Origin of the sequence: Streptomyces sp. Ag109_G2-15 (assembly GCF_900215565.1) — a bacterium.
Taxonomy (GTDB): Bacteria; Actinomycetota; Actinomycetes; order Streptomycetales; family Streptomycetaceae; genus Streptomyces; species Streptomyces diastatochromogenes.
This window is the reverse complement of sequence record NZ_OCNI01000001.1, coordinates 1,100,816-1,117,177: the sequence shown is the minus strand read 5'-3', so window position 1 is coordinate 1,117,177 and position 16,362 is coordinate 1,100,816. Positions and strand designations below refer to the sequence as shown.

Sequence of the window (16,362 nt, the reverse complement as noted above, 5' to 3'; positions counted from 1 at the left end):
CGACGCGGCGGAGCCGCCGACGGCGACCCTGGCGCACGGCGGCGCGCAGACGCGGCCATCACACGAGCCATCACAGCAGCCACCACCGCAGGCCGGGCGGCCGCAGGAGGCATGCGCACCGGGACCCACGGGACCCGGGGGCGGCGCGGACCGGGAGGCCCCGGTGAACGCGCCGCCCTCCGTGACCACCACCCTCGACGGCGCGCTGCGCGCACCGCACCCGCCGGGGGCCCCGCTGCCACCCCGTCCGCCGGCCGCCGGCGAGGGGAGGCGACTGGTCCATCAGCTCGTCCTCGCCCTGGCCTGCGGCGTCTACGTCATCGGGTCCATGTTCGACTGGGGTTCAGGCCGGCTCGCGCTGATCATGGGCGACTTCGGGCTGACCGCCGCGGCGGGCGCCGCCGCCGTCTCCTGCTTCATCTACGCTCGCAGCCAGCGGGTCCGCTTCCGGCCGGCCTGGCTGCTGTTCGCACTCTCCTCGGCGATGGCGGCCCTGGGCAACGCGGTCTGGGGGTGGTACGAGGTGGTCCTCGAACGCCCCGTGCCCAGCCCGAGCTACGCCGACCTGTTCTTCCTGTGCTTCGCGCCGCCCGCCATCGTGGGCCTGCTGGTCCTCGCCAAACGGCCGGTGACCCGGGCGGGCTGGATCTGCCTGGCGCTGGACGCCTGGCTGATCGGCGGCTCCCTGCTCACCCTGTCGTGGAGCCTCGCGCTCGCCCAGGCGGCCCGGTTCGACGGGCCGAGCGTCGCGCACACCGCGCTGTCCCTGGCGTACCCGCTGCTCGACATCGCGCTCGTCAGCATGGTGCTCGCGCTCCACTTCCGCCGCACCCCGGGCAACCGCACGGCGGTGAACACCGCGATCGGCGCGCTGGCCCTGACCGTGATGTGCGACGCGCTGTTCACCTCGCCGCTGCTGCACAGCAGCTACCACTCCGGACAACTGCTGGACGCGGGCTGGTTCGCCGGTTCACTGCTGCTCGCCTACGCCCCCTGGGCCGCCCCCCGGCGCCCGGGAGCACAGGACGACGAACGGCGCGTACCGGACGGGCACACGCGCGTGGTCCACGAGCACGTGCCCGGCCAGCGCGGCACCGGCCACCCCCATGTGCCCGCGCCCGCGCCGGGCGGCGAGCACACCCGGTACCCGGCCGGGCGGCCGATCACCGGTTCCCTCGCCGCGCTCACCCCGTACCTCGCCGCCGCCGTGTGCACCCTGGGCATCCTGTACAACGTCCTCAACGGCCGCCGGCCCGACCACGTCGTGCTGATCACCGCGGGTGGTGTCGTGCTGGCGCTCGTCATGCGCCAGGGCATCATGCTGCTGGACAACATCACCCTCACCCAGGAACTGGCGCAGACGGAGAACCACTTCCGCTCCCTGGTGCAGGGCTCCAGCGACGTCATCATGATCGCCGCGCCCAACGGCATCCTCCGGTACGTCTCCCCGGCCGCCGCCGGGGTCTACGGACGGCCCGCCGAGGAACTGGTGGGCACCGAACTGGCCGCTCTGATCCACCCGGAGGACCTGGGCTGCGTGGTGCACGAGGTGCGCCGCTTCCTCGCCGCCAGCCCGCCGGAGGAGCCCACCACCCGCATCGAGTGCCGTTTCCGCTCGGGCGAGGGCGGCTGGCTCAACGTCGAGTCGACCGTCAACCGGCACCACGGCGGCCTGATCTTCAACAGCCGGGACGTGACCGAACGCGTGCGGCTGCAGGCCCAGTTGCAGCACAACGCCGAGCACGACCCGCTCACCGACCTGCCCAACCGCGCACTGTTCACCAAGCGCGTCCAGCAGGCCCTGTCCGGCCGCCGCGCCACCGACCGGGGCGCCGCCCTGCGCGGTACGGCCGTGCTCTTCATCGACCTGGACGGCTTCAAGGCCGTCAACGACACGATCGGGCACCAGGCGGGGGACGAGCTGCTCGTCCAGGCCGCCCGCAGACTCCAGGACGCGGTCCGGCACGGGGACACCGCGTCCCGGCTGGGCGGCGACGAGTTCGCGGCCCTGATCGTCGGGGACGGCACCCGTGACCGTGCCGCCCGGGAGCGGAACATCCTGGAGCTCGCCGACCGCCTCAGGGTGACCCTCTCCCAGCCGTACGCGATCGGCGGCAACGATGTCCGCGTCAACGCCTCCATCGGGGTCGCCTTCGCCGAACCCGGCCTCGGCGCGGGCGAGCTGCTGCGCAACGCGGACCTCGCGATGTACCGCGCGAAGTCGGCCGGAAAGGGCCGCGTCGAGCTGTACAAGCCGCAGATGCAGCAGGACGTCGTACGCAAGGCGGAGCTGGCCACCCGGCTGCGTGCCGCGCTGCACGACGGCGAGTTCGCGCTGCTGCACCAGCCGGTGGTCTGCCTGGAGAGCGGCCGGATCACCTCGGTCTCCGCGCAGGCGCGCTGGCGCTCCTCCCAGGGGGTGCTGTTCACCCCGGCCGAGTTCCTGCGGGTGGCCGAGGACGGCGACAAGACGGCCGAGCTGGACCGCTGGATCCTCCAGGAGGCCGTGGAGCGGGCCGCCGAGCGGGCCGCCACCGGGACCGTGGTGCCGGTGTGCGTCCGCACGAGTGCCCGGCGGCTGCTGGAACGCTCGAGTCCGCTCGGCTCCGTGGAGGCGCTGCTGACCCGGCACGGGCTGCCGCCCGGCGCACTGGTCGTCGAGCTGTCGGACACCGACCCCAGGGCCTCCCTGGACGAGCTGGAGCGGCGCCTGACCGCGCTCGGCCGGCTCGGGGTGCGGATCGCGCTCGACGGCTTCGGCAGCGGCTACGCGGCGATCACGGCCCTCAGAAGGCTCCCCGTCGACATCCTCAAGCTCGACCGCGGCCTGGTCGACGGTGTCGTGGAGTCCGCGCGGCTGCACAAGATCACCAGCGGGCTGCTGCGCATCGCCGCCGATCTCGGGCTGCAGTCCGTCGCCGAGGGTGTCGACCTGCCGGAACAGGTGGTCGCGCTGCGCGCGATGGGCTGCACCCACGGGCAGGGCATGGCGTTCGCGGGGCCGCTGGACGAGTACCGGCTGCGCCGGGCGCTCGGATCCGGTCATTATCCCGTGCCGCACGCCCCGGCCGAGCCGGCGTTCGCGGGTGGGGGATCAGGGGTGTACACCGGAGGTGTGTCCGCCGTCTTCGGAGGTGGCAGTGGCCTTCGTTCACATAATGAGACTCCCGTCCCACCCACTTGACACGTGGTGCGCGTCGGGGGGAGGGTCAGTGCCATGCGCACCCGAATTCTCGTACTTGGACAGCGCGTCGGCTGAGCTGGGAACGACCGGAGGACGATCCGGAACCCCCAGCGACCACACCGGCGCGCTCCCCTCGCTTGCCCTACGGCACGAGGGGTTTTTTGTTGCACAGGCACCAGTCGTACCGCAGTCGTACACCGTACAAACCTCGCAAAAACCCTCAGCATCGAGAAGAGAATGCCGATGACCGAGCAGGCCACCGGGGCCCATCCGCAGCCGCGGCCCCGATCCGGAGGACAGCAGTCCGCCCCCGTTGAGCACGTCACGGGTGCGCAGTCCCTCATCCGCTCCCTCGAGGAGGTCGGCGCTGAGACGGTATTCGGTATCCCCGGCGGTGCGATCCTGCCGGCGTACGACCCGCTGATGGACTCCACCCGGGTGCGTCACGTGCTGGTCCGCCACGAGCAGGGCGCCGGCCACGCGGCCACCGGCTACGCGCAGGCCACCGGCAAGGTCGGCGTCTGCATGGCGACGAGCGGCCCCGGCGCCACCAACCTGGTCACGCCGATCGCCGACGCGCACATGGACTCGGTGCCGCTGGTCGCGATCACCGGCCAGGTCGCCTCGAAGTCGATCGGCACGGACGCCTTCCAGGAGGCGGACATCGTCGGCATCACCATGCCGATCACCAAGCACAACTTCCTCGTCACCAAGGCCGAGGACATCCCGCGGGTCATCGCGCAGGCGTTCCACATCGCCTCCACCGGCCGCCCGGGCCCGGTCCTGGTCGACATCGCCAAGGACGCCCTCCAGGCGAAGACCACCTTCTCCTGGCCGCCCACCATGGACCTGCCCGGCTACCGCCCGGTGACCAAGCCGCACGCCAAGCAGATCCGCGAGGCCGCCAAGCTGATCACCTCCGCCAAGCGGCCCGTCCTCTACGTCGGCGGCGGCGTCATCAAGGCGCAGGCCACGGCCGAGCTGAAGGTCCTCGCCGAACTCACCGGAGCGCCCGTCACCACCACCCTGATGGCGCTCGGCGCGTTCCCCGACAGCCACCCGCTGCACGTGGGAATGCCGGGCATGCACGGTGCGGTCACCGCCGTCACCGCGCTGCAGAAGGCCGACCTGATCGTCGCCCTCGGAGCCCGCTTCGACGACCGCGTCACCGGCAAGCTGGACAGCTTCGCCCCGTACGCCAAGATCGTCCACGCCGACATCGACCCGGCCGAGATCGGCAAGAACCGCGCGGCCGACGTGCCGATCGTCGGCGACGCCCGCGAGGTCATCGCCGACCTGGTCCAGGCCGTGCAGAAGGAGCACAGTGAGGGCCACAAGGGCGACTACACCGCCTGGTGGAGCGACCTCAACCGCTGGCGCGAGACCTACCCGCTCGGCTACGACCAGCCCGAGGACGGCTCGCTGTCCCCGCAGCAGGTCATCGAGCGCATCGGGCAGCTCGCCCCGGAGGGCACGATCTTCGCCGCGGGCGTCGGCCAGCACCAGATGTGGTCCGCGCACTTCATCCAGTACGAGCGGCCCGCCACCTGGCTGAACTCCGGCGGCGCCGGAACGATGGGCTACGCGGTCCCGGCCGCCATGGGCGCCAAGGCCGGCCGGCCGGACCGCACCGTCTGGGCGATCGACGGCGACGGCTGCTTCCAGATGACCAATCAGGAGCTGACCACCTGCGCCCTGAACAACATCCCGATCAAGGTCGCCATCATCAACAACGGCGCCCTCGGGATGGTCCGCCAGTGGCAGACCCTCTTCTACAACCAGCGCTACTCCAACACCGTGCTGCACAGCGGCCCGGAGGCGGACGGCAAGCAGCCGAGCGCCGGCACCCGCGTCCCCGACTTCGTGAAGCTGTCGGAGGCCATGGGCTGCTACGCGATCCGCTGCGAGCGCCCCGAGGACCTGGACAAGGTCATCGAAGAGGCGAACTCCATCAACGACCGCCCCGTCGTCATCGACTTCATCGTCCACGAGGACGCGATGGTGTGGCCGATGGTCGCCGCCGGCACCTCCAACGACGAGATCCTGGCAGCCCGGGACGTCCGCCCCGACTTCGGCGACAACGAAGACGACTGAGCGAGAGAGACGCAGAAGAAAATGTCCAAGCACACGCTCTCCGTCCTGGTGGAGAACAAGCCGGGCATCCTGGCCCGGATCGCCGCCCTCTTCTCCCGCCGCGGCTTCAACATCGACTCCCTCGCCGTCGGCGTCACCGAGCACGCCGACATCTCCCGCATCACGATCGTGGTGAGCGTCGAAGCCCTGCCGCTGGAGCAGGTCACCAAGCAGCTCAACAAGCTCGTCGAAGTCCTGAAGATCGTCGAACTGGAGCCGGGTTCGGCCGTTCAGCGCGAACTCGTTCTGGTGAAGGTGCGCGCCGACAACGAGACCCGCTCCCAGATCGTGGAGATCGTCCAGCTGTTCCGCGCCAAGACCGTCGACGTCTCCCCGGAGGCCGTCACCATCGAGGCCACCGGGTCCAGCGACAAGCTGTCCGCCATGCTCAAGATGCTGGAGCCGTTCGGCATCAAGGAGCTGGTGCAGTCCGGCACGATCGCGATCGGCCGCGGCGCCCGTTCGATCACGGACCGCTCGCTGCGCGCTATCGACCGATCCGCGTAAGGCTGAATACGGGCGGTCGGCGCCGCGCCGGTCGCCCGTATGCCGAGACCCGAAGACTTTCCGTCCCCTCACCGGCATACGGTGGGACGCACAACCTGCACACCAAGGAGAGAACCCAAAGTGGCCGAGCTGTTCTACGACGCTGACGCCGACCTGTCCATCATCCAGGGCCGCAAGGTCGCGGTCATCGGCTACGGCAGCCAGGGCCACGCGCACGCCCTGTCGCTGCGTGACTCCGGTGTCGACGTCCGTGTCGGTCTGCACGAGGGCTCCAAGTCCAAGGCCAAGGCCGAGGAGCAGGGCTTGCGCGTGGTGAGCCCGGCCGAGGCCGCCGCCGAGGCCGACGTCATCATGATCCTCATCCCGGACCCGATCCAGGCCCAGGTCTACGAGGAGTCCATCGCCCCGAACCTGAAGGACGGCGACGCGCTGTTCTTCGCCCACGGCTTCAACATCCGCTTCGGCTTCATCAAGCCCCCGGCCGGCGTCGACGTCGCCCTGGTCGCCCCGAAGGGCCCGGGCCACCTGGTGCGCCGCCAGTACGAGGAGGGCCGCGGCGTTCCGGCGATCGCCGCCGTCGAGCAGGACTCCACGGGCAACGCCTTCCCGCTGGCCCTGTCGTACGCCAAGGCCATCGGCGGCACCCGCGCCGGTGTCATCAAGACGACCTTCACCGAGGAGACCGAGACCGACCTGTTCGGTGAGCAGGCCGTGCTGTGCGGTGGCACCTCCGCCCTGGTCAAGGCCGGCTTCGAGACCCTGGTCGAGGCGGGCTACCAGCCGGAGATCGCCTACTTCGAGTGCCTCCACGAGCTGAAGCTGATCGTCGACCTCATGTACGAGGGCGGCCTGGAGAAGATGCGCTGGTCCGTCTCCGAGACCGCCGAGTGGGGCGACTACGTGACCGGCCCGCGCATCATCACCGACGCCACCAAGGCCGAGATGAAGCAGGTCCTCGCCGAGATCCAGGACGGCACCTTCGCCCAGACCTGGATGGACGAGTACCACGGCGGTCTGAAGAAGTACAACGAGTACAAGCAGCAGGACTCCGAGCACCTGCTGGAGACCACCGGCAAGCAGCTGCGCAAGCTGATGAGCTGGGTGAACGAGGAGGCGTAAGCCCCACGTCAGGGGGTCGGGGCAGACTGCTCCGGCCCCCTTTGTCCATCCCGTCCAGCCACGGACGGGTGATCCTTCCGCAGAGGCGTAAGACGCCCTCCGGCACGCCACTACACTGCTGCACAACATACGCGTCAGGCCCACAGCGTCGTGCGTCTTCCGCGGCTAGCCCCCTCCACCGCCAGCGGCCGTCGGGACGGCCGTCCGCATTGGACTTGTGAGGACTCACGTGAGCTCGAAACCCGTCGTACTCATCGCTGAAGAGCTGTCGCCCGCGACTGTCGACGCGCTCGGCCCGGACTTCGAGATCCGGCACTGCAACGGAGCCGACCGAGCCGAACTGCTCCCCGCCATCGCCGACGTCGACGCGATCCTGGTCCGTTCCGCCACCAAGGTCGACGCCGAGGCCATCGCCGCCGCCAAGAAGCTCAAGGTCGTCGCGCGAGCCGGCGTCGGCCTGGACAACGTCGACGTCTCCGCCTCCACCAAGGCCGGCGTGATGGTCGTCAACGCCCCGACCTCCAACATCGTCACGGCCGCCGAGCTGGCCTGCGGTCTGATCGTCGCCACCGCCCGCAACATCCCGCAGGCCAACGCCGCGCTGAAGAACGGCGAGTGGAAGCGCAGCAAGTACACGGGTGTCGAGCTGGCCGAGAAGACGCTGGGTGTCGTGGGCCTGGGCCGCATCGGTGCCCTCGTCGCGCAGCGCATGTCCGCCTTCGGCATGAAGGTCGTCGCCTACGACCCCTACGTGCAGCCCGCGCGGGCCGCGCAGATGGGCGTCAAGGTGCTGTCCCTGGACGAGCTGCTCGAGGTCTCCGACTTCATCACCGTCCACCTGCCCAAGACCCCCGAGACCCTCGGCCTGATCGGCGACGAGGCGCTGCGCAAGGTCAAGCCGAGCGTGCGCATCGTCAACGCGGCCCGCGGCGGCATCGTCGACGAGGAGGCGCTGTACTCGGCGCTCAAGGAGGGCCGCGTCGCGGGCGCGGGTCTGGACGTGTACGCGAAGGAGCCGTGCACGGACTCCCCGCTGTTCGAGTTCGACCAGGTGGTGGCCACCCCGCACCTCGGTGCTTCGACGGACGAGGCCCAGGAGAAGGCCGGTATCGCCGTCGCCAAGTCGGTGCGCCTCGCGCTCGCCGGTGAGCTGGTGCCGGACGCGGTGAACGTCCAGGGCGGTGTCATCGCCGAGGACGTCAAGCCGGGTCTGCCGCTCGCCGAGCGCCTCGGCCGTATCTTCACCGCGCTCGCGGGCGAGGTCGCGGTCCGCCTCGACGTCGAGGTCTACGGCGAGATCACCCAGCACGACGTCAAGGTGCTGGAGCTGTCCGCGCTCAAGGGTGTCTTCGAGGACGTCGTCGACGAGACGGTGTCGTACGTCAACGCTCCGCTGTTCGCGCAGGAGCGTGGCGTCGAGGTGCGCCTGACCACCAGCTCCGAGTCCGCCGACCACCGCAACGTGGTGACCGTGCGCGGCACGCTCGGCAACGGCGAGGAGGTGTCGGTCTCCGGCACGCTGGCCGGTCCGAAGCACGTGCAGAAGATCGTCGCGGTCGGCGACTACGACGTCGACCTCGCCCTCGCCGACCACATGGTCGTCCTGCGCTACGAGGACCGCCCGGGTGTCGTCGGCACCGTCGGCCGCATCCTCGGCGAGGCGGGCATCAACATCGCCGGCATGCAGGTCGCTCGCGCCGGCGTCGGCGGAGAGGCGTTGGCTGTGCTGACGGTTGATGACACGGTGTCCGCCGGGGTTCTGGCCGAGGTCGCCGAGGAAATCGGGGCGGCGTCGGCTCGGTCTGTGAACCTGAGCTGAGGTTGGCCGTACCTGGGGGCCGCCGCCCCCAGACCCCCGCTTCGGCCTGAACGGCCTCGTCCTCAAACGCCGGACGGGCTGAAATGCGGCTGATCGCCGTCGTGAAGCGCCGGGCGGACTGAGGGTTCTCAGTCCGCCCGGCGCTTTGGTGTGCTGTGAGTCGGGCTCAGACCACGGCCTCCTCGCGCTCCCCCGACGGAGTCTCCCGCACGTGGATCCGGCGCAGGGTCGTCGCCGCCCCGATCGCCGCGAGGGCCAGGACCGCCGCTCCCGCGAGGGCCGCGCCGTGCATGCCGGTGGTGAACGCCTCCCGGGCCGCCGTCGCCAGGGCGTCACCCGTGCGCCCCGGCAGCTGTCCGGCGACCGCGAGCGCGCCGCCCAGGGTCTCGTGGGCCTCGGCCGGGGCCGCGGACGGCATCTCGTGGCGGTAGATCGCCGTACCGATGGAGCCGAGGACCGCCATGCCCAGCGCGCCGCCGAACTCCTGGCCGGTCTCCAGCAGGGAGGAGGCGGCGCCCGCCTTCTCCACCGGGGCCGCACCCATGGCCAGGTCGGTCATCTGCGACATCACCATGACGATGCCGGAGGCCAGGACGCCGCAGGCGGCGAGGACGAGCCAGAGGGAGTCCGTGCCGGCCAGGGCCAGCAGGCCGTAGCCCGCCGCGGCGATGACGAAGCCCGCGGTGACCACGTAGGCGCGGTTGACGCCCTTCTGGACGAGGGAGGTCGCGATCGGGGCCGCCATGCCGATCGGCACCGAGGGCAGCAGCGCCCACAGGGCCGCCTCCATCGCGCTCTTGTCGAGCACCGACTGCAGGTACTGCGTGGTGAAGAACGCCGAACCCATCATCGCGAACGCGGAGACGAGGTTCAGGACCACCGCGGGGGCGAAGCCCCGGCCGCGGAACAGGGCCGGCGAGATCATCGGCGAGGCGGCCGTGCGCTGACGGTGGACGAAGAGGGCCGCGAAGAGCAGGCCGACGGTGGCCGAGACGACGTACTGCGGGTGCCAGCCCTCGGACGGGATCTCCTTGAGGCCGTAGACGACCGGGAGCACCGCCGCCATGGACAGCGGCACGCTCACGAAGTCGAAGCGGCCGGGCTCGGGGTTCTTCGACTCCGGCAGCAGGATCGGGCCGAGGACCAGCAGCAGCGCCATCGCGGGCAGGTTGACCAGGAAGACCGAGCCCCACCAGAAGTACTGGACCAGGACGCCGCTCAGCACGGAGCCGAGTGCGATGCCGCCGGTCATCACGCCGGACCAGATGCCGATGGCCTTCGCCCGCTGCCCGGGGTCGGTGAACATCGTGCGGACCAGCGCCATCGTCGAGGGCATCAGGGTCGCACCGCCGATGCCGAGGACCGCGCGGGCCGCGATCAGGGTCTCGGCGCTGTTCGCGTAGGCCGCCACCAGGGAGGCGGCCCCGAAGGCGGCGGCGCCGATCAGGAGGAGCTTGCGGCGGCCGATGCGGTCGCCCAGCGAGCCCATCGTCATCAGCAGGCCGGCCAGGACGAAGGCGTAGATGTCGAAGATCCACAGCTGCTGGGTGCCGCTCGGTTCGAGGTCCGCGCTGATCGCCGGGATGGCGAAGTAGAGGACCGAGACGTCCATGGAGACCAGCAGCAGCGGAAGCATCAGCACCGCCAGTGCGGTCCATTCGCGTCGACCGGCGCGCCCGGCGGGGGAGTTGGTGCTCGTCGAGTTCGTCATGCCGAGAACTGTACGAGCGTCTTAAACGCTTGTCTAGAACGCTTGTATAAGTCATGCGTCTAGGACGGTTGTATGGATCGGCGGTAGGGTGGTCCGCATGGGACACCGTGAAGATCTGCTGGAAGGCGCCAAGCGCTGCCTGCTGGAAAAGGGCTTCGCGCGCACGACCGCGCGGGACATCGTGAAGGCGTCGGGGACCAACCTGGCCTCGATCGGCTACCACTACGGCTCGAAGGACGCGCTGCTCGCGCAGGCCTACATCGCGCTCGTGGAGAACATGTCCGGCGCCTTCGAGGGGGGCGGCCCCGAGATCGAGGGCGCGCCCGGTTCGCTGGAGCGCTTCCGTTGGGTGTGGTCGAACATCGTCGGCACCATGCGGGAGCCGGGCTCGGTGTGGCGGCTGAGCATGGAGGTCATGACCATCGAACTGCCGGAGGTGCGTGACCACTTGGCCCGCGCCCAGCGGGAGGGCGGGCGCGGGCTGGTGGCTCTGCTGATGGGCGTGCCGGAAGAGGAGGTCTCCGACGAGACGGCGGACACGCTCGGCAGGTTCTACCTGACGCTGATGACCGGACTCATCGCACAGTGGACGTTCGACCCGAAGACCGCAGCCGACGGGGACGCCCTCACCGAGGGCCTGCGCCAGATCATCGAAGCGGCCGCGAAGAGCTGATCCGGCCGTCCCGCATCTCCACCACCCGGTCCGCGAAGTGCCGTACGACGGCCTGGTCGTGGCAGATGAACAGGCAGCCGAGGCCCAGGTCGTCCCGGAGGTCGGCGAGCAGGTTCAGGATGCCGGCCCGGACGGACGGATCCAGGGCGGCGACCGGTTCGTCGAGGACCAGCAGCCGGGGCTCGGAGGCCAACGCGCGGGCGATTCCGGCGCGTTGGCACTGCCCGCCGGAGAGTTCGTGCGGAAAACGGTCGCCGAGGGCGGGGGCCAGGCCGACCCGGTCGAGGAGTTCGGCGACCCGGGCCTGCCCGGTCTCCCGGTGCCAGCGGCCCTGCACCTTCAGTGGCTCGGCGACGGCGTCGCGGATGCGGTGGCGGGGGCTGAGGGAGCCGTACGGGTCCTGGAAGACCGGCTGGATGCGGGGGCGGAGCGGGCGCAGCTCCCGTTCCGGGAGGCCGGTCAACTCGCGTCCCTCGAAGCGGACCCGGCCGCTCGCCGGGCGGCGCAGCTGGAGCACCGCCAGAGCCGTCGAGGACTTGCCGCAGCCCGAGGGGCCGTTCAGGGCCAGGGTCTCGCCCACCGCCACGGAGAAGGAGACATGGTCCACGGCGGTGACGGAGCCGTAGCGGACGACCAGGTCCCGGACCTCCAGCAGGGGGTTCATGCGGGCAGCTCCTTCCGGAACAACTCGGCGGCGACGGGCGGGACTTGCTCCGCGTGGTGGCATGCGACCAGTCGGCCCGCCAGCTCCCGTGGCTCGGGCTCCGTGGCGCGGCAGGACTCCGTCGCGAGCGGGCAGCGCGGGGCGAACGCACAGCCCGGGGGCAGCGCACCCGGCGGTGGCGGGGAGCCGGGCAGTGTGGGCAGCCGGGGGCTGTCGGGGGAGTGGCCGGGCAGACAGGCCAGCAGGCCGGCGGTGTAGGGGGCGTGGGGGCGGGTCGACACCGCCTCGGCCGGGCCGAGTTCGACAGCCCGGCCGGCGTACAGCACCAGCACCCGGTCGGCGTGCTCCCGTACGGCGTCCAGGTCGTGCGTCACCAGGACCAGCGCGGCCCCGCGCCGAGCCGTCCGCTCGGCGAGCAGCCGCAGCACCTGCTCGCGGCGCTCCGCGTCCAGCGCGGTGGTCGGCTCGTCGGCGACGACCAGCTCCGGGTCGTTGACGGTCGCCATCGCCACCACCGCCCGCTGACGCATACCGCCGGAGTACTCGTGCGGATACGCCCGGGCCCGCCGCACGGCGTCGGGGATGCCGACCCGGTCCAGCGCGGCTACGGCCAGGGCACGCGCCTCCCGGCGGGACACGCGGCGCACCGACCTCACGGCGGCGGCGAGTTGATCGCCCACGGGGTGTACGGGGGAGAACGCGGACAGGGCGTCCTGCGGGACGAGGGACACGCGCCGTCCCCGGGCTGCGGCGAGGTCGGGCTCGTCGCGCAGCCGGACACTCCCGCTCGTCCTCGCGCCACGCGGCACCATGCCGAGCAGGGCCCGCGCGGTGAGCGACTTGCCCGCACCCGACTCGCCCACCACGGCCAGCACCTCACCCGGCCGCACGTCGAAGGACAGCCCGCGCACGGCGTCCACCCCGCGGAAGCCGATCCGCAGGTCGCGCACGGACAGCAGCACGTCATCCATCGGTTCGCTCATCCATCGGTTCGGTCATCCGTCGGCCGCTCATCCGTCGGCCGTTCCTCGGTCGGTCGCTCATCCATCGGTCCGTTCCTTCATGCGGGGCTGGGTGTACGGCGCCCCCGTGACGGCCAGCCCCGCGAGCAGCGCGAGTGCCGCCGCCGGAGCGAGCGCGGCCCAGGGTGCCCGCTCCACGTAGGCGCGGGACTCGTCGAGGAGGAGCCCCCACTCGGGGGCGGGTGGCTGGGCGCCGAGGCCCAGGAAGCCCAGTGAGGCCAGGGCGAGGGCGATGCCGGGCAGGCGCAGCAGGGCGTGCCGGGCGACCGGGCCGGCCACCGTCGGGAGCACGTGCCGGGTCAGGACCCACCACGGGGGCGCGCCGATGGCTCGCTGGGCCAGGAGGAACGCCGACGCGCGCACCTCCTGCACCAGCGCCGCCGCGTGTGCGGCGAGCGGCGGCCAGGAGATCAGCGCGACCGCGAGGGCGGCGCCGCCCGTGCCGGGGCCGGACACGGCCGCGACCAGGATGCCGACGATCACCGGAGGCAGCGCGTTGGCGATGTCCGCCGCGCCCGCCGCGACGCCGGGCAGGAAACCCAGGGCCAGGCCGGCCAGCAGGCTCAGCAGGCAGACGGCCGCCGCCGTGCCGACGGTGATGGCGGCGCCGTGCCCGAGGCGGGCGAGGACGTCGCGGCCGAGACCGTCCGTGCCGAGCGGATGGGCCACCGTGGGTGCGGCCAGGCGGGCGGTGGTGTGAACGGCGTACGGGTCGCGCAGCAGGCCCCAGCCGATTGCCGCGGCGAGGAGTGTGAACAGGGTCAACGGGACGGCCGGGTGTGTACGGACCGGCCGGGCGGCGGGCAGGGCGAGGGAGGCGTCACGCAGGGCGGGGCCCAGCAGCCGACGCCGGGTGAACGCCGCCGCCGCGCCCACGGCCAGTCCCAGCAGCAACAGCGCCAGCACCGCCCCCTGCAGCAGCGGCAGATCCTGCGACTTCGCCGCACCCAGGGCCGTACGCCCGATGCCCGGCACCGCGAACACCGTCTCGACCGCGACCGCACCACCCGTCAGTCCGACGGCCGCCATCCCGAACTGCGGGACCAGCGGCGGCAGCGCCCGGCGCAGCGCGGCCGCCGCGATCCGCACCCGGCTCACCCCCGCGCCCCGCCACAGCTCCACCCACCGCTCCCCGAGCACCGCGGGGAGCGCGTCCGCGACCAGCCGGCCGAGCAGCCCGCCGGCCGGCACCCCGAGCGCCACCGCCGGCAGCACCAGGTATCCGGGCCCCCGCCACCCGGACGTGGGCAGCAGGCCCAGCCACACCCCGCACACCAGCAACGCGACGGTCGCCAGCAGGAACTCGGGCACGGCCGCGAGCATCGCGGCCACCGCCCCGCCCGACCCCCGCCCCCGTACCAGCACGGGCGCGACGAGCGCGGCGGCCAGCAGCACCGCCACGCCCAGGGCCGCCCCCATCAGCGTCAGCGACACCTGGAGCCCGGCCAGCACGGACGGCAGAACTCCGCTGCCGGACACCCAGGACGTGCCGAGATCGCCGTGCGCGAGACCGGCGGCCCACTGCCCGAGCAGCGGCAGCGGACCGGCGTCCAGACCGAGGTCCCGGCGTACGGCGTCCAGGGCCTCCCGGGTCGGCTCCTGCTCGGCGGAGCGCGCCCGCAGCACGGTCAGTGCCGGGTCCCGGCCGGACAGCCAGGGCAGCACCCCGACCGCGGCCAGCACACCGGCCAGCGCGCCGGCCCGGGTCAACGTGTCGACGGAAGGCCTCACTTGACGTAGGTGTCCGCCGTGACCAGCTCCCGCTCCCGCGGGTCATGGGCCGCGCCCACCACATCCGCCGCGTCACCCTGGATCACCCGCTCGTGCAGCAGCGGCACGGCGGCGTCGGTGGCGAGCACGGCGGACTCGGCCGCGATCACGGCCTTGCGGCGGGCCGCACCGGTCCCGGTCCCGCTCGCCTCCCGCACCGCGCGGTCCACGGAAGGGTCCCGCAGCTGGGAGAGGTTGAAGGAGCCGTCGGAGGCGAAGTCGCTGTAGAGGTAGGCGGCCGGGTCCCCGGAGTCCAGGACGGTGGCCCGGGACAGCAGGAACGCGTCGAACTCGCCGGCCAGCGCGTCGGACTCGATGTTCGCGTACTCGCGCACGTCCAGCTTCACCCTGAACCCGGCCTTCCGCAGCTGCTGCTGGAGCGTGGCGGCGACCTCGGGCAGTTCGGCGCGGTCGGTGAAGGTGCCGAGGGTGAGGGAGCGCCCGCCCGGATCGCCGGCCTTGGCGCGCCGGACGCCCGGCCGCAGCCCGGCCGCCCACGGCAGTGCGGGCCCGAGCAGCCCCTCAGCCACGTCGGCCCGCCCCTCGTACACCCCCTCGACGACCGACCCGGCATCGATCGCCTCGCGCGCGGCCGCTCGCAGACCCCGGTCCTTGAAGGGGCCCTTGGCGGTGTTCAGGTACAGCGTGTTGGTGCGCGGCATCGGGACCTCGGTGACGAGGTCCTGGTCCAGCAGCGCGGCCTGCGACACCGGCACCGCCTCGACGATGTCGGCCTCGCCGCTGCGCAGGGCCGCGGCACGGGCGGTGCCGTCCGGGACGAACGACACGTCGATCCCGGGGGCCTTGGCCCGTCCGCCCCAGTAGCCGTCGTACCGGTCGAGGGTCGCGGAGGCGGTGCCCCGCACGGCGACCAGCGCGAAGGGCCCGGTCCCCGCCCCGACCGGATTCACCGTCTTCCCTTGGTACGCCCTGGCCGCCAGGATCGACAGCTGCGGGGAGCTGAGCCGCTGCGGCACCAGCGGGTCCTCCTCGGCGGTGGTGACGACCACCGAGTGGCCCTTCGCCCGCGCCGTCAGCTCGACGCCGTCCAGGATGCGGGGCTTGGGGGAGGCGGCCGCGGCCCGGGTGAGGGACCGTACGACGTCCTCGGCGGTCAGCTCGGTGCCGTCGTGGAAGGTGACCCCGTCACGGATCACGAACGTCCAACTGCGCCCGGAACGGCTCCACTTGGTGGCCAGCGCGGGCTTGGCGTCGCCGTCCTCGTCCAGCTTCACGAGCGTCTCGGCGGTGGACCAGCGGGACAGCTTGAACGCGTCGTCGGACAGCGGGGACAGGCCGGAACGCGGGGGCTGCATCATCGCGACGCGTATCCGCCCGCCCTCTTCGGAGTCCGGCCCGGCGCCGCTGAAGCAGCCGGTGAGCAGGGCGGAGGCCGCGGTGAGGGCGGCGGCGGGGAGCAGGCGGCGGCCGGGCAGGGGCACGGGACCCTCCGGGTAAAGGGGTGGTCAAGGATGGTGCGCCGACCGTAGCACGATGATAATCATTTTCAACAACTTGCCGTCCGCTGGAGCATCGCACGAGCAGGGTCGGGCGTGTCCGGCCGTTGTCTGTGTGGTTCACCCGAGGCGCGGTCGGACCGAAATGTGCATGCCGCATCTGCCAGGGATTTCCATCAAATAGCGCTGTAGATGCGACCCTTCCTGGCTGATATGGTCCGCATGCTCCAGCGGTCGGCGGGTGCCCCGAGACACCTGGGAGACGCCGCTGCCGCGGTATCGGAGCCAACTCCCCACAGGGAG

The 16,362-nt window shown here is 72.0% G+C and carries 11 protein-coding genes; 6 read left to right on the top strand and 5 right to left on the bottom strand.

Annotation, left to right across the window (positions count from 1 at the left end; genetic code table 11):
* The first annotated feature begins 163 nt into the window (after positions 1–163).
* The 5 genes from CRP49_RS04615 (at position 164) to serA (ending at position 8,762) form a co-directional block, all read left to right on the top strand.
* A complete protein-coding gene (locus CRP49_RS04615) occupies positions 164–3,184 on the top strand; it encodes a bifunctional diguanylate cyclase/phosphodiesterase (protein ID WP_179851497.1) in 3,021 nt (1,006 codons plus the stop codon).
* Between the two features lie 243 nt (positions 3,185–3,427).
* A complete protein-coding gene (locus tag CRP49_RS04610) occupies positions 3,428–5,278 on the top strand; it encodes an acetolactate synthase large subunit (RefSeq protein ID WP_179851496.1) in 1,851 nt (616 codons plus the stop codon).
* Positions 5,279–5,299: 21 nt separating this feature from the next.
* Positions 5,300–5,824, top strand: coding sequence for an acetolactate synthase small subunit (gene ilvN / locus CRP49_RS04605; RefSeq protein WP_097252258.1), 525 nt, complete (start codon positions 5,300–5,302; stop codon positions 5,822–5,824).
* Between the two features lie 120 nt (positions 5,825–5,944).
* Positions 5,945–6,943: a ketol-acid reductoisomerase gene (gene ilvC, locus CRP49_RS04600; RefSeq protein ID WP_094220586.1), complete on the top strand. Its 999-nt coding sequence runs from the start codon at positions 5,945–5,947 to the stop codon at positions 6,941–6,943.
* Positions 6,944–7,172: 229 nt separating this feature from the next.
* Complete coding sequence (gene serA / locus CRP49_RS04595) at positions 7,173–8,762, top strand: phosphoglycerate dehydrogenase (RefSeq protein ID WP_094220585.1); 1,590 nt, start codon at positions 7,173–7,175, stop codon at positions 8,760–8,762.
* 166 nt (positions 8,763–8,928) lie between these two features.
* Here the strand turns inward: serA and CRP49_RS04590 are convergent, their stop codons facing one another.
* Positions 8,929–10,473: an MFS transporter gene (locus tag CRP49_RS04590; protein WP_097252257.1), complete on the bottom strand. Its 1,545-nt coding sequence runs from the start codon at positions 10,471–10,473 to the stop codon at positions 8,929–8,931.
* 97 nt (positions 10,474–10,570) lie between these two features.
* Between CRP49_RS04590 and CRP49_RS04585 the strand changes: the two genes are divergently transcribed.
* Positions 10,571–11,146 (top strand): TetR/AcrR family transcriptional regulator, encoded by a 576-nt coding sequence (locus CRP49_RS04585; RefSeq protein ID WP_097257188.1) that lies wholly within the window; start codon positions 10,571–10,573, stop codon positions 11,144–11,146.
* Here the strand turns inward: CRP49_RS04585 and CRP49_RS04580 are convergent.
* The 4 genes from CRP49_RS04580 to CRP49_RS04565 all read right to left on the bottom strand — a co-directional run bounded on the left by CRP49_RS04580 (position 11,121) and on the right by CRP49_RS04565 (position 16,044).
* Positions 11,121–11,810, bottom strand: a complete 690-nt coding sequence (locus CRP49_RS04580) for a dipeptide/oligopeptide/nickel ABC transporter ATP-binding protein (RefSeq protein ID WP_097252256.1) — start codon at positions 11,808–11,810, stop codon at positions 11,121–11,123. The two genes, CRP49_RS04585 and CRP49_RS04580, sit on opposite strands and share 26 nt — an antisense overlap.
* On the bottom strand, positions 11,807–12,781 hold the full coding sequence (locus CRP49_RS04575) for an ABC transporter ATP-binding protein (RefSeq protein WP_097252255.1): 975 nt from the start codon (positions 12,779–12,781) through the stop codon (positions 11,807–11,809). Before CRP49_RS04575 ends, CRP49_RS04580 begins: the two co-directional genes overlap by 4 nt.
* Positions 12,782–12,850: 69 nt before the next feature.
* On the bottom strand, positions 12,851–14,563 hold the full coding sequence (locus tag CRP49_RS04570) for an ABC transporter permease subunit (RefSeq protein WP_097252254.1): 1,713 nt from the start codon (positions 14,561–14,563) through the stop codon (positions 12,851–12,853).
* A complete protein-coding gene (locus CRP49_RS04565) occupies positions 14,560–16,044 on the bottom strand; it encodes an ABC transporter substrate-binding protein (protein ID WP_097252253.1) in 1,485 nt (494 codons plus the stop codon). The genes CRP49_RS04570 and CRP49_RS04565 overlap by 4 nt, the downstream gene beginning before the upstream one ends.
* Positions 16,045–16,362 lie beyond the last annotated feature (318 nt).